General features: G+C 47.0%; 12 protein-coding genes. 5 read left to right on the plus strand and 7 right to left on the minus strand.

The genetic code is table 11. The annotated features are described in order from the left end of the window. Positions 1-76 precede the first annotated feature (76 nt). Positions 77-1345, plus strand: coding sequence for a T9SS type A sorting domain-containing protein (locus K8R76_09090; GenBank protein MCD4848333.1), 1269 nt, complete (start codon positions 77-79; stop codon positions 1343-1345). A gap of 94 nt (positions 1346-1439) precedes the next feature. Here K8R76_09090 and K8R76_09095 read toward each other — a convergent pair whose 3' ends face one another. Further along, a complete protein-coding gene (locus K8R76_09095) occupies positions 1440-2420 on the minus strand; it encodes a hypothetical protein (protein MCD4848334.1) in 981 nt (326 codons plus the stop codon). 96 nt (positions 2421-2516) lie between these two features. On the opposite strand from K8R76_09095, the gene K8R76_09100 reads away from it, so the two are divergent. From K8R76_09100 to K8R76_09115, 4 genes are all read left to right on the plus strand, one after another. After that, complete coding sequence (locus K8R76_09100) at positions 2517-3914, plus strand: CCA tRNA nucleotidyltransferase (GenBank protein ID MCD4848335.1); 1398 nt, start codon at positions 2517-2519, stop codon at positions 3912-3914. 125 nt (positions 3915-4039) lie between these two features. After that, positions 4040-4651, plus strand: a complete 612-nt coding sequence (locus tag K8R76_09105) for a TetR/AcrR family transcriptional regulator (GenBank protein MCD4848336.1) — start codon at positions 4040-4042, stop codon at positions 4649-4651. Then, the gene (locus K8R76_09110; GenBank protein ID MCD4848337.1) at positions 4648-5703 is read left to right on the plus strand and encodes an efflux RND transporter periplasmic adaptor subunit; all 1056 of its coding nucleotides are present in this window, start codon (positions 4648-4650) and stop codon (positions 5701-5703) included. Before K8R76_09105 ends, K8R76_09110 begins: the two co-directional genes overlap by 4 nt. Next, on the plus strand, positions 5703-8759 hold the full coding sequence (locus K8R76_09115; protein MCD4848338.1) for an efflux RND transporter permease subunit: 3057 nt from the start codon (positions 5703-5705) through the stop codon (positions 8757-8759). The genes K8R76_09110 and K8R76_09115 overlap by 1 nt, the downstream gene beginning before the upstream one ends. A gap of 15 nt (positions 8760-8774) precedes the next feature. On the opposite strand, the gene K8R76_09120 is transcribed toward K8R76_09115, so the two are convergent. From K8R76_09120 to K8R76_09145, 6 genes are all read right to left on the minus strand, one after another. Beyond that, positions 8775-9950 (minus strand): pyridoxal phosphate-dependent aminotransferase, encoded by a 1176-nt coding sequence (locus K8R76_09120; GenBank protein MCD4848339.1) that lies wholly within the window; start codon positions 9948-9950, stop codon positions 8775-8777. 36 nt (positions 9951-9986) lie between these two features. After that, positions 9987-10847: a hypothetical protein gene (locus K8R76_09125; GenBank protein MCD4848340.1), complete on the minus strand. Its 861-nt coding sequence runs from the start codon at positions 10845-10847 to the stop codon at positions 9987-9989. Positions 10848-10895: 48 nt separating this feature from the next. Continuing rightward, positions 10896-11819 carry a YjbH domain-containing protein gene (locus K8R76_09130; protein MCD4848341.1) on the minus strand — a complete coding sequence of 308 codons (924 nt, stop codon included), beginning with the start codon at positions 11817-11819 and terminating at the stop codon, positions 10896-10898. A 61-nt stretch (positions 11820-11880) separates the two neighbouring features. Continuing rightward, on the minus strand, positions 11881-12684 hold the full coding sequence (locus K8R76_09135; GenBank protein ID MCD4848342.1) for a class I SAM-dependent methyltransferase: 804 nt from the start codon (positions 12682-12684) through the stop codon (positions 11881-11883). Beyond that, positions 12681-13871 (minus strand): ABC transporter permease, encoded by a 1191-nt coding sequence (locus tag K8R76_09140; GenBank protein MCD4848343.1) that lies wholly within the window; start codon positions 13869-13871, stop codon positions 12681-12683. The genes K8R76_09135 and K8R76_09140 overlap by 4 nt, the downstream gene beginning before the upstream one ends. Beyond that, on the minus strand, positions 13868-14641 hold the full coding sequence (locus K8R76_09145) for an ATP-binding cassette domain-containing protein (GenBank protein ID MCD4848344.1): 774 nt from the start codon (positions 14639-14641) through the stop codon (positions 13868-13870). Before K8R76_09145 ends, K8R76_09140 begins: the two co-directional genes overlap by 4 nt. Between the last annotated feature and the right edge of the window lie 271 nt (positions 14642-14912).

Consider the following 14912-nt stretch of genomic DNA (forward strand, 5'->3'; position numbering starts at 1 on the left):
CGATTCCGGAATGGTGAGGAAGTGTATGATGAATGCAATACAAAGTAATCGATTGGCCAATTTAGGAGGAGATAGAATGTATTCCATGAAAAGAGCTTGTTACTTGCTAATACTGACATTTGTGTTAGCAGGGACATCCTCCGCTCAGTGGCAATCAACTGCTGATCTGCCTTACGCAAGGTGGTGTACAGCATGCTGTGCACACAACGGATACGTATATACTATCGGTGGAGAGCAAACCGGTATTGCTCACAATAATGTATGGTATTCTGAAATACTTGGCGATGGATCACTGACACATCCATGGTTGTCTACAACAAATCTGCCCGGCGCTCGTATGTATCACGGCTGTTTCATTTACAATAACTACCTTTTTGTCCTTGGCGGATGGGGAAGCGGCAATTACAGGGACGATGTCTGGTCTGCCGAAATACATGCGGATGGCTCGATTGGATCCTGGACTTCAACAACCGATTTACCTTCACCCCGAACCGGTTACAGTATGGCCGTCTGTAATGGATATGTATATGTATTCAATGGTTCCGGAGTCATATTTGCCCAGATAAATGACGATGGAACGGTTGGAGAGTGGGAATCAACCACGAATATACCAGCTTCACGCGATGGATCCCGGTGCTTTTCATACAACAATTATCTGTATATATCAGGCGGTCACAGCAGTTCGCTCACATACTACAACAATGTCTGGTTCGCGCAATCAGAACTTAATGGGACAATAGACTCCTGGACATCTACAACTTCGCTGCCTGCGGTATCCGCATACCATGGCTGCTGTGTAGAAGATGGAAGTGTATATATTACCGGCGGACAGTGTTTAACCTCTTACTACAGCACAGCAAGTACTGCCGGCATACAAACATCCGGACCACTGGATTCATGGGTGTCATTTCCAAACATACCTGAGGTGCGTTCAGGGCATGGATATTGTTCTTATGACGGTTATCTATACATTATCGGCGGCACGAACTGGAGCGGCAATCTGAAGTCGGTGCGCTATGCACACATTTTATCTGTGGGTATTTCATCCGGGGAATATCAGGTATCATCAGGAACACAGGTTCCTCAGATATCGCCAAATCCGTTTCATAGCTCGACTCAGATCAACTATTCCCTTTCAGAACCCGCACATGTCAGTATCCGTATCTATGACTGTTCCGGAAGGATGATAAGCAGTCTTGCTGATGGAGATCTGGGTAACGGTGAACACAGTGTCTTCTGGCATTGCAGAGATGACAACGGAAATGTTGTTCCCCCAGGGGTTTACTACTACAGTCTGAGTATCGATTCCAGCGTGTTTACTGGCAGAATGGTGAATCTGGAATAGGGGTCAGGCACCACATTCTTGTATTATCATGCAATTAGTCTATATTTAGTATGATAAATATCGAATGAAGATGAGGAACTGACGAAAAAGACTTTTACGGGCGGATAGAATCCGGTTGATTTGCAGGCCTGAACAGGTAGCGATAAAAAATCCTGTCCGGGATTCTATTTACGACTTTAACCAGACAGGCTATTACCAGCCATGTGAATCCGAATCTGGCCAGAAGTACGCCCGTTATGCTTCCCCCCAGAGACATCATCAGAAGCGTGTCTTCCACAATGGCGTGAGAAAGCCCCATCAATGACATGGAGAAGAACACATCCTTCGATGAAAGCCTTCCTGAAGATATATCTCTTATTATCAGACCTCCTCCGTAGGATATCCCCAGAACCATTCCCAGTATAGTCACTGTAGCAGCTGATTCCCCTATTCCCATTGAAGTCAGAATCGGTTCAAGCAATTTATTCATAATCCTTGTGATTCCGAGTCTGTCAAGGATTTTCATGAGGATGATCAACCCGAGTACAATCAGGAAGATGATGGAGAGATTCTGAAATTGAGATAAGGCCCAGGAAGATAATGTGCCATCAGTTGGTGCGGCTTCCCAGAAGATTCTCCCTTCATCCTGCAGGAAATTTCCCATTTCGTAGATACTGTGAAGGATGATACCAAGAAGGAAAGCGCTCAGTATTCTGAAGGGCACCATGAAACGAACTCTGACTCCGGTCTTTCTGGCAATTGATATTTCCACCGGCATGGAATGCGCGACCAGGATCATGCAGGCCATGACCGTTATCTGTGCTGTAGAGAGGTGAAGAGCCGGGGCAAGGGTAGCGAAGATGACAATGCCGCCATACATGTTTGTTACAATCGCGGTTGCCCAGACCAGTCCCATTTCTCCGGGAAGTCCTACGAGTTTCATTGCAGGCGCGAAAACAAAAGCAATGTATTTAACAAGACCCAGTTCGCTGAGAAGCTTAACAATGATAATAACAGGCACCATTATGCGGAAAAGAACAAGACAGACCTTCCCGGCTTCTCTTACTTGCTTCCAGATAGACATCAATACAGTCACGGTATTCCTTCCATGGTATGTTCGAAAGATAAGTCATTTTGATATAATTCAAGTACAGCAGAATTTCTGTACTGTATTCCGGGGTGAGAGGAGCTCATGGAAATAGCGCGAAGTCTTTTCAGGATCTTTCATGATAAAGGAGAAGAACTTTATCTGGTTGGCGGGTACGTCAGAGACCTGCTCCTTGGAAGAGTTACAGGAGATTATGATTTCGCGACAAGCGCTCCACCGGATGTAACCAGTGATATTCTGGAGTCTGGGGGGTTCAAGGTAATTCCAATAGGCCTGGAGTTTGGAACTGTCGCAACATTCCTGCAGTGCGGATCTGAAAAGACCGAGGTTCAGATAACAACTTACAGATGCAGGGAAAGCTATCGCAAAGGTTCCCGCCATCCTGATGTGGTATTCGGGAATAATCTTGAAGAAGATCTGACAAGGCGTGATTTCACAATCAATGCGATGGCCATGAGCGAAGAGGGGATGATCATTGATCCTCTCGGAGGCAGGTGGGATCTGGAAAATGGAATTATCAGAACACCACTTGAACCTGATGTGACTTTCAGGGAAGATCCGCTCAGGATGCTCAGAGCTTTCCGGTTTGCCTGCCGCCTGGGATTCTCTCTTCATCCATCGGTTCTTGATGCTGTAAGGAAGCTTCACACGGAGATAATGAACATCTCCAGGGAACGCTGGAAGCTGGAGATGGATCTGATACTCACCACTCCCGATGGAAATTCCGTAGCGGATACCCTTCAGGGAATGAAGGAATCAGGTATCCTGACGGATATGATACCTCAATTTGAAGAGATGTTCACACTGAATGGAGTGGGACAGGGAAAGGCTCACATCACCGATATCTGGAATCATACTCTCGACGTTATTCGGCACCTGCAGTCAACCGATAGATGTTTGAGGTGGGCTGCACTTCTTCATGATATAGGAAAACCGGAGACAAGAATGATAGACGACGAGGGAAATCCTCACTTCTACAGGCATGAGGAGATCGGAGCTGCCATCGCGAATGAAACAGCTGAGTATTTCAGGTTCTCGAAGAAAGAGCGTTCGTGTGTTGTTTTCCTGGTTAAGAACCATATGAGGCCTGTTCTTTATTCAAAGCAGTGGAGTGACCGGGCTGTTCGGAAGTTAATCCGGGATTCGGGGGAGTATCTGGAACGTCTTATTGATCTTGCTTCAGCGGACATAGCTGCGCATAGCACCCACTTTGCGGAGGATGGTTCAAAGAGACTGAGAAAACTCAAAATCAGACTTGATGAACTGATACCGGATTCAGTGAAACGAATTCTTCCGAAGGAACTCGGACAGGAGCTGCTGCGTATGGCAGGGAGTGATCCGGCAAGAATCCCTGAGATCAGTGTAATACTGTCAAACCTTGAAGAACTCGTTCACGAAGGGGTTCTACCTGCAATGGCATCCTCCAGTATTTATCTTGACTATTTAATCGAGCATCCTGAACTGCGAAATCAGAATTGCTGAGAATTAAACCAAACTAATCAAATCAGGCTTGACTATATCAATTTGTTGAATATACTACTGACCGAACGGTCAGTCAGTAATTTCGAGAAGTAGAAATATAGAGCAGCTAATTTGGAAGGATAATAATGTCAGGAGAAAAAAAAGAGGAAATACTAAATGCAGCGGAGGAATGTTTTGCCGAAAAAGGTTTCTCCGGAACATCAATGAAAGAAATCGCTGATCGGGCGGGTGTTGCGAAGAGCCTCCTCTATCACCATTTCGATTCAAAGCAGCACTTATGGAAAGAAAGCGCGGAGAGACGCCTTATGGGATTCGGTATGTACCATGGGATCAGGGAAATGGTCGAACTTTTTAAAACTGATGGAATCGAAGGGGTGAGAAAAGGCGGCGAATACAAGGTGTTCTTCAGATTCCTGCAGGAGCATCCGCAATTTGTCAGAATGATTGCATGGCTTGACGCGGAGCGCTCATTTCCCGTTCCTATGATACCACCTCCCGAATTGAGGACTGTCATACTTGACAGCCTTTCAGAACTTCAGAAAGAAGGAATCCTCAGAAGTGATCTGGACCCCGGGGTATTTGTAATCGTCTTTATCGCCATTAGCAAAATCTGGTTCATTTCCCACGACTGCATGTCTGCCTGGCTGGGGGATGAATCAGAATCTGTAGAGAAGGATGAAGAATACATTGAGTCAGCCATGAGTGTCCTTCTTAATGGGATGGCAGGCGGCAAATGAAGAATCAGATTATCATTATCCTGCTTTTTTCTATTCTTATGATATCCTGTGGTTCGGAAATAGAAAGAGATAAATCGATTCCTGTAACAGTAATCATTCCGCAGTTGCAGGTTATAAGTGAAACGGTCGTTGCATTGTGCAGGCTGGAATCAGGGCAGGAAGCGATTATCAGCGCCCAGGCCCCTGGAAGGGTTCAGAACGTCCTGGTGAAAGTAGGGGATACCGTTTCTGCAGGAGATATTCTTGTCGAACTTTCCACAGATCAACGGTTTAGCAGCGCAGTTAGTTCATCGATCGCACAGGTATCCGCTGCCAGAACCCTGTCTGCAAATGCGCAGATTGATCTTGCCAGGTCAGAGAGGTTATACGCATCAGGGGTTATAAGTGAAACCGAGTACGAACAATCATTAAGTATTTCTCTGGCTGCTGATGCTTCAGTTCAGGGCGCTCTCGCAGGATATGCAAATGCTCGGAGTATAGAGGAAAGCGGCTTGATCACTGCTCCATTCAGCGGCACGGTTACCAGGGTTCATGCACGCACGGGTCAGTTATCCTCCGGTCCCCTGGTCTCGATTGCCGGAGTTAGCCTGATGCAGACCGAGCTGCTCCTGGCCGAAAGACATCTTCAGAAACTGGTGGTCGGGCAGCCGGTTCTGTTCTCCACCGAACACTATCCGGGTGAGCTGTTTCAGGGTGAAATTGCTTCAGCATCCCATTCAGTGGACCCTTTATCGGGACTCGTGCCTGTGATGGTCCAGTTTCATGACAGTTCAGAATTACTTCGCTCCGGAATGACAGGCACCGCGATAATAGCTCTGGAAACAGTTCAGAATGCGATTGTTCTGCCTCAACGTGTACTGAAGCCCGTTGACGGTAATTCCTGGGAAGCGGTTCTGATCCGGGACGGCATAGTTGAAACAGTATCTCTGGAAACAGGAATAGTGAATGGAACGGATTTTGAGATAACAGAGGGTGTTTCTCCGGGAGATACAGTAATAGCACTTGGCCATCACCTTGCTTCCGATGGCGATCCGGTAAAGGTGGTGCAGTAATGAATCTTGCAGGACTGGCGGTACGCAGGCGCACAACATTTATCATGATATTTCTGCTTCTGGCCGGAGCCGGACTATTCGCAACCACGCAGCTTGGAATTGATTACTTCCCGAAGGTCGACCTTGGAAAGATCGTTATAGTCACTGTCCTGCCAGGAGCCGGACCTCTCGAAATGGAGGGTCTCATTACGGAACCTATCGAGGATGCTGTTTCCGGGGTCGAAGGAATCGAGACTGTTCTCTCCAGCTCGAAAAACGGTCTCAGTGTCGTTACTCTCGAATTGACGAACAGCGCTGATGCTGATCAGGCGGAAAGTGATATTCGTGACGCGGTTGACAAGATAAAGAGTCAGCTGCCCGATGGATCATCAGATCCGCTTATCTGGACTATGTCATCGAGCATGAAACCGCTTGTTATGGTGACTTTTTCGAGTGAAGTTATGAACGGAGCGGAATTGAGGAGTCTGATTGAAGATGAGATTACTCCGAGACTCAGCAGGGTTGAAGGTGTCTCATCCGTGAATCTGGCAGGGGGGCAGATAAGGCAGATAAATGTTGAAATAGATCCGGTACTTTTATCCGAAAGAGGGATTCCTCTAGCTCAGGTCTATGCTGCTCTGAACATAGTCGGCGGTAATCAGCCTGGTGGTGATATCGAGGACGGCGACATGGAATTCGCTGTAAGTATCCAGTCCGGGTTCGAGGACATCAACAGCATCCGGGAACTGGTCATCGGTGTTCATGAGAGCCGACCAGTATGTCTGGATGAAGTTGCCGACATAATTGACAGTTATCGGGAACCCCAGAATTATGTTTACCTCAATCAGGGCAGTGCCGTGCTTGCTGTTTTCAGGAAGAGTTCTGATGCGAACACGGTGAATACATGCAGGAGACTCGAGTCCGCGATAGATGAGGTAGCCTCCGAATATTCAGGTACTCTGGACTGCAACGTAATTTACTCCCAGCAGGGATTCATCATGCAGTCGATAAACGATTTACTGCTTACCGGTATTCAGGCAGTATTCCTTGCCGCTGCGGTTCTTACGCTCTTCCTTGGTTCAATTTCGAACGCAGGAATTGTCAGCCTTTCGATGCCCCTTTCATTCATAGCTTCGTTTGCCGCGATGTATCTTCTCGGTATTAACCTCAACATCATGTCCCTGGCCGGCCTCAGCATCTCGATCGGGATGATAGTGGATAACTCAGTTGTGGTTCTGGAGAATATTCACAGATGGAGAAGAGAGGGTGAAGACCGGAAAAAGGCAGCGGAACATGGGGCATCGCAGGTGGGGATGGCGGTAACCGCTTCCACACTGACAACAGTAGCGGTGTTTATCCCGATGCTGTTCGTGCCCGGTATGACCGGTCAGATATTCAGGGATCTTAGCATAACGATAGCTGTTGCATTGTTCATTTCTCTCTTCGTTTCTCAGTCTCTGATACCTCTTCTTGCTTCAGGGTCGAAGAGGCTTATTAAAGAGCATTCGGAGAGGTCTATTTCCAGCAGGATACAGCGTAAGCTCAACAGACTGGAAGAGCGATACTCGCGGACAGTTTACTGGATGACAGGTCATTCACGGTATGTATTCATTCCTGTGGCTCTGATTTTCGCGGGTTCGCTGTTCATGATGAGATTCATACCCAGTACGTTTCTTCCGGAGCCGAAAGAAGGAGTTATCGATATCGATATAAGCCTTGCTCCGGGAACAGGGCTTGAGTTCACCGACAGTATTTTCGTGGAAATAGAGAATTCCATCATGGAATTGATAAAACCGGGTGATCTGACCAATTCCTATCTGAGTGTGGGAAGAAGCGAAGGAATGGGCGCGATCTTCGGTTCCGCCGCTTCCAGCAGCGGAAGCCTGGAACTCTACTTCACCATGGAAGGGGAAAGATCGAAGAGCATTGAGGAATATGATGCAGCAATCCGCGAAGTTCTGGAGCAATTTCCAGGTATTGTATTCAGTCTCTCCAGCGGAATGCCGATAGGCAACGAATTTCCTATCAATATCGTTATCTACGGCAGTGATCTTGAAGAACTTCGAAATATCGGGGAAACAGTCAGCCGGGAAATGATCCGTATCCCGGGTACAGTTGACGTATCATCCTCACTTAAGAATCGGCTGATACAGGTTGATTTCACTCCATATGAGAATGTTCTGTTCCTTCGGGGGCAGTCACCTTCGCGGTTAGGTTCAGAGATAACTATTGGTGTCCTGGGGCTGGATGCAGCTTCATATACTGAAGACAGCAGACAGTACGATATCAACCTTCGTTACCGGGAAAACTCCAGGTCGACCAGGGAAGAGATTGCGGGACTTGTTGCGTATGGACTTCCTCTTGATGCCTGGGGCAGTTTCGAAAACACTCTCGTGCCTGAGGATATCGGAAGAAGAAACAGATCGCGGAGTGTGTCGGTTACCTGCCGGATACTTGATCGTCCTCTGGGTGAAGTTGCGGCGGATGTGGAAACTATGATGGATACTCTGAATCTGGGCGGGCACAGGTACGAGATCCTTGGAGATATCAAAGACAAGGGCGAGGCTTTCGGGAGTATGGCTCTTGCCATAATCGTCGCGATCATTCTTGTTTACATGGTGATGGCATCACAATTCGAGTCTCTTCTTGAACCTTTCATCATAATGGTGGAAATTCCTCTCGCGCTGATAGGCGTTATCTGGACACTACTGCTTACGGGTACAACAATGGGGCTGACATCCATTATCGGGCTTCTCATGTTGACCGGGATCGTGGTAAATAATGGCATAATATTTATCGATTTCGCCAACAAGCTCCGTCGTGAATCGGGCATGTCATCAAGGGAAGCAATCGTACTCGCGGGAAGAAAGAGGCTCAGACCGATTCTTATGACCACGTTCACGACAATACTGGCTCTGATGCCTCTGTCTATAGCGGCAACAGACAGTTCCGTGATGTGGGCTCCCATGGCGAGAACCGTATCCGGCGGACTGGCAGTGGCGACGTTCTTCACACTTGTCGTATTACCCTGCCTGTACGTGAAGCTCGATCACTGGCACAAAAAACTGAACGGGTGAGGATTTCATCATGACTTACTTCCGAAAAAATACCTCAATTCGATCGAATGCTTTTTCTATTACATTCTCCGGTACGCAGAAAGACATGCGTACATGGTTTTCTCCTGTTGGACCGAAGGCTATGCCGGGAGTTACGGAAACTCTGACTTCGTGAAGAAGTTCTCTGGCAAAATGCAGAGATCCCCGGCTGATAGAAGTGTGCAGTACTTTCGGGAACATAAGATATGAACCTTCAGGTTTCTGATAGCTGAAACTGTCAGGAAGCTCGTCAAGTCTGCTGCACATCAGGTCACGGGCGGAACAGTACTTTTTCCTGAAATGCTCGACGCATTCCTGAGATCCCTGCAATGCGGCAAGAGCGGCGTACTGCGAAACAACAGGTGCGCAAATGGTCAATGGTATATGAGCCTTATTGATCTGTGGAATAATACTGCTGTCGGCATGCAGATAGCCTATTCTCCATCCGGTCATTGCGTAGGTTTTTGTCAGAGTAAAACAGCTTATTACATTCTTTCTCAGCTCCGGTATGGAGGCAATGCTGAAATGGCATGCATCATCGTAGACGAAGTATTCATAAGCCTCATCCGTGATTATGAAAAGATTGTTCTCAAGGGCAATCTCTCCAAGATCGCGAAGAACGCTTTCCGGGAATACTGAACCAGTGGGATTTGCCGGGCTGCACAACATTATTGCTTTTGTCTTATCCGTGATCCTGTCACTGATCGCCTGTAGATCCAGTCTGAAAGCATCATCTTCTATTGTTGGAGCAAAAACCGGTATGCCTGAAGCCATTAAAACCTGCCTGGCATGTGTCGAGTATGTAGGTGTGGGGAGAATAACCTCGTCTCCGGGGTCAATAACTGCCATAACAGCAGCCGCAAGGCCTTCGATAGCTCCAACTGTGACAATTATATCGGTTATGTCAGCTACGATATCGTTATCCTTCACCAGTTTTCGGCAAATAGCTTCCCTTAGTTCCGGAAGCCCCTGACTTGGCGAATAACCACCTGTAAGTCCATTTCTGATAGCTTTTACAGCGGCTTCCCTGATGAATTCAGGGGTATCCGATGTCGGCTTTGCCCAGGAAAGAAAAGCCACATCATCGTACTGCTTTGAAAGTCGTGTCATCTCGTGAATGGCGGATTTAGAAATTTTCATTACTCGTTTAGAAGCATCTGGAATCTTATTCATTCTGTTCGTGCAACCTTTCTTCTCAGCCTGCAAATCTCACCAGCCTTCTATCATGGCAAGTAACCACCAGACGGAGCGTCCCTTCTGCTCGCAGCTTTCATATGTTGTGTGGCCGGACTCATTGCCGTAGAATTGCGGGTGCTCGGAAGGTATATCGTTGCCATTGTAGCTGTAAGTATGCTGTTCCCATTGACCTGCGGAGTTGTACCAGCAGTCCAGATCAGCAAAATCATAAAGGATCCTGTTATTGTTCTGACAGTACTGTCGTATCTGCTGATTTCTGAGGTATCGATTGTATCCTTCTGCACCTGTCGCTTGAGCGTTTCCTGTCATGTAGACGAATGTGACGTTGGGAAAATCTGATTCGAGAACAGTCATTGAATCGAGATAAGCCTGAACCTCAGCCTCTCCGTAGGAATCCATCTGACAGCACCAGCACCACATGCATACATTGATGTCAGTGTTATTGTTAAGCACACTCCTTGTGAGATTCATTCCCTCTTCTGATTCCCAGAAAAGATCGGGAGTGATATAGGTCTCGCTTTCCTGTCCATCGAAGATGCAAAGGGCATTATTCTCATCCGGGAGGAAGCGGGAACCTATGGAGACACTGTATGTGGAATCTGCTGTTTCTATCCTTAAAAGACCGACAGTGAGCTGACCTCCATGGGATGTGTGGGCATAATGGAGTTTAGAGCCTGACTGGACAGAATCAATCCACTCCAGCGGGATTTCGGGAAGAACGGAGCAGGAATGATCGATAGTGAAGTAATCATTACCTGATTCACCTCCAGGACCAAGTGGAGATGAATCACTGCACGTCGAAACAAGTAACAGGATCGGTAGAATGAGAAAAATGTTAAGAACAGGATGAATATGTGTTGATATTCTTTTCATGGATACTCCAATTGCGATTGTGACAAGCGGATAGCAGATTCAATCAGATCAGGGAATATCATCCTCAAATTCGTCAATATCCTCTTTTGCGTGAGATCTGATCTCTTCAAGCTGTTGCAGAAGTTCAGAATCCTCATCCTGTCTCAGTTGTTCGAACGGTTCCAGAGTAGTACGATTTATGAAAGGTCCTATAGTGAATTCCACACCGATGCTGAATTTAACGTTCTGCATCACATCCATCCGGTTTCTTTCACTGCCTCTGGACAGCTGTTCCAGCTCTGCAGCGGCAGCCATGAACCGGACATTTCTGTTCATAGTATAGGAGACGCCGAGATTGGCGTCTCTTCCATCCCACTCCACAATAATTGAAACATTGTGAGCAGGATGAATACTGAGCGCTCCGAAAAGCCCCCGGATCGGATTACTGATTCCATCCGAATCCGCGTATTCTCCCTGTTTGAACCTACCAATACCGTAACCCAGATTCACTTCAACAGGTACTCCGAAGATGTATTCAAGATTTTTTGTCATAACTATATAGGCAGCGAAATTCTGATCCTCTTCATATTGGTACAGGGAGTCATCGGAGTCCTTGAAATACTCGTAGTTCTTCTCTCCAATAATGTTCTGGCAGCCCACAGCCAGCGCCGGAGTGTTGATCCGTTCGCTGAAGACAAGCACGCGGACATTTCCCGAGATTCCTGCATCACCGAGCCAGGTTGCACCTATCTGTGCCCTGTTGAAAAGACCTATTTCAAGGTGTCCGCCAATAGCAAAATCACTTTCCGATGTGCTGTCAGCGAGTTCATAACTGAAGGCGGTGAGCGAACCGCCAATTGTTATCTGTGTATGCTGAAGCACAGTTGCGGTTGGTGTGTCAATAAGACCTGAACGGGAGAATGGAAGAGAACCGGCGTTACTGACGGATACCGCAATACCTGCAATAAGAACGAGGATTAATACAAATTTCATTCAAGCCCTCCTAACATCGTATTAAGATATGAATCTATGATTTATTGTGCAATGGGCTGCATCAGGCCAGGGTAGCCGTAATTATCAATTCTCCGGGCCAGGATGTTCCGAAGGGTGAACCGTCAAAAGCACCCATTACTTCCATAATCCTGAAACCACTCATCTCAAGGAGGTGTTCAGCCTCATACCTGAAAAGATACCTCATATTGAAGGAATGCACTGTTCTTTCCGTCCGTCCATCAGGATACTCTGAAAGATAGATCATTTCACAGTTTATCAGCTGCCTGGCAAGATCGACGGATGGATTTCTGAATCTTCTGGTGACTTTCCGTCCATCCGGAAGATTGAATGGCAGCTCATCACCGAATTCCACTCTTCGAGACTCATCAAGAATGTATTTCATTGAGGGGTTGAAAAGGTCAAGCACGAAAATACCTTTATCCTTCAGGTGGCTATGAATATTCTCAAGAGCCTTCAGTTGATCTTCGACAGTCTCCAGGTGCTGGAATGATCTGAAAGGAGTCGTTATGAGACCGAATTTCCGTCCGAGGTTGAAGCACCTCATATCCCCTTCAATGAGAGTTACCCGCTTTCTCAGATCTTCATCTTCTTCTTTCAGCCTGTTTCTGCAGATATCGAGCATTGCTGGCGACGGATCCAGTCCTATTATCTCGCATCCTGTTTGAGCGACCGGCACAAGTACTCTTCCCGTGCCGCAGCCGAGTTCCAGAACAGGGCCATCGATCTTCTCAGCCAGATCAACATAGTAATTGATATCGTCCCTGCCCTCATAGACCGGGATATAATCGTAGAATTCAGCACTCGATCTGTAGTCATCATTTCCTGTAGTATTCATTGAATTCATTGGAGAATAGCGCTTTCTCTGCTGAATGTTCTGCTGCACAGTAGCAGAGCAGCACCCGCGTAAACCGCGAGTGAGAGATAGACAATTATCATAATACTGATGTCTGCCTGACCTGCAATAATCGTTCTCGTTGCCAGAGATACATTGAGGATAGGAATCAGAGCCGTCGAAGCATTCAGATTCATCCCCGGCATCATGCCAATAAAAGCTGGAATGATTATGACCGGGAAAAGAGGTCCGATCTTGCTCTGAGCTTCCTTATATGACTTTGCGGTGAAGGAGATGGAAAGCAGCAGACCCGCGAAGAAAACAGAGAGCGGAAGCAGAAGTGACAGGAGAACGAGTATGGAACCCGGCTCCAGAATGGACATTACCATATCAACGAATTCTGCTGGAATCGAACTGACATACCGGACTCCCAGATAAAGACCCAGCAGGGAAACCGCAGCCGAGCTGATACCGGTAAGAACTACAACTCCAAATTTGCCTATCAGGATTTGAAGTCTGTTCACCGGGGAGGTCAGCAGGGTTTCAAGTGTGCCGCGCTCTTTTTCTCCCGCAGCCAGATCAATGGAGGGATACATGCTACCCATAAAACAGAAAAGGATGAACATATAGGGTAGAATGCCGCCGACCATATCAGCCAGCTGTTCCTTTTGAGTTGCAAGATTTACTTTCGAAACAGATATGGTTTCAATAATACTTATATCCAGATTCAGCTCATCAAATCGATCGGTACGCAACAATTCCTCATATTCAACGAGCAGTTCCATGATCCGGTATTCTTCGATCTCCCGTTCCTCTGTCCCTTTCAGATAGAACGTGATCTCTCCCTGACCTAATTCGCTGACCTGCCTGTCGAATTCTTCGTGAAATACGATAAAAGCATCAAGGCTGTCTGACGCGATGAGTTCCTGTCCCTCCTCAAGGTGGATCTGCTCAAATACGAGGATGTTTTCCTGCTCGTGAAGCATTTCTACGAATTCAACGGCGTTCTCTCCCGCAAACACTCCAACCTTGAGTTCTCTGACCTGAGCCTTTGCCTCGTGAGACATAATGAATCTGGATGTCAGTCCGATCATCACTGGAAACATCAGCAATGGCACGATAATCATGGTTATGATGGTGCGGCGGTCCCGAAGGGAATCCTTCAGTTCTTTCCGAAATATCGTCATAATCGTTTTCATGATCTGCCCTCCTGAAGAGTGCGAATGAATTCTTCCTCCAGCGATCCGGCCTGCATCCTGTCCTCGAAAGCCTGGTAAGTATCGTTGTACAGAAGTTTACCTTCGTGAAGAATAGCGAGATCATCGCTTATTAAACTGACTTCACTCATGATATGCGTGGAAAAGATGACAGTTTTGTTTTCACTTTTGCAGCGACGGATAAGATCAATAATGCTTCGGGAAGTGATAACATCCAGACCAACTGTCGGTTCATCAAATATCACCACATCCGGATCGTGTATAATGGTTCGCACAATAGAGACTTTCTGCTTCATTCCCGATGAGAGTTTGCCGATACGTCTGTCAGCAAAATCATTCATATCCAGCAGGTCGAAGAGTTCTTCTTTGCGACGATTGAAATCAGCATCATTCATATTGTGAAGATCGGCGTAGTACTTGACCAGTTCCTTTGTAGTCAGACGATCATAGAGCTTGGTAGATCCGGTCAGAAAGCCAAGATGGGAACGGACCTTCTGAGCAGATTCTACAGTATCGTATCCGGCTACTTCAATGCTTCCTGAGTCAGGTTTCATAAGTGTTGCTATCATGCGCAGAATGGTGGTCTTGCCGGCACCATTGGGACCGAGCAGACAGAATATCCGTCCGGGTCTGCATTCGAAACTGACCCCGGATACGGCATGAACCTTACCATCAGCACAGGAACTGCCCTTTTCTTTCTTCTGTTTTTTTGCAAGCTTGAAGGTTTTGTAAAGATCTTTAACGACGATCATCTTTATTACTCTCCCATACTTTCATCCATTGCTTTTCATTCTTACCTGCATGAATATATAAACCCTGTGCAACACCGGTTCTGAAAACCTGATACCGCTCCTCACGGGCAAATCAGGAAGAAGATAGCGGCAAGCGTACTGAGACCGGCAGCCATGTGTGAGACGATAGGTATCGCCAGCCCCCGGTACCTTATGGCGAGTATCCTCCATAACCAGGCTGTTAAAGTCAGAGCCAGGAAAGAGACAAGTACCCAGTGCAGCCGGAGGAAGA

The organism is Candidatus Aegiribacteria sp. (assembly GCA_021108435.1).
GTDB lineage: Bacteria > Fermentibacterota > Fermentibacteria > Fermentibacterales > JCC-6 > Aegiribacteria.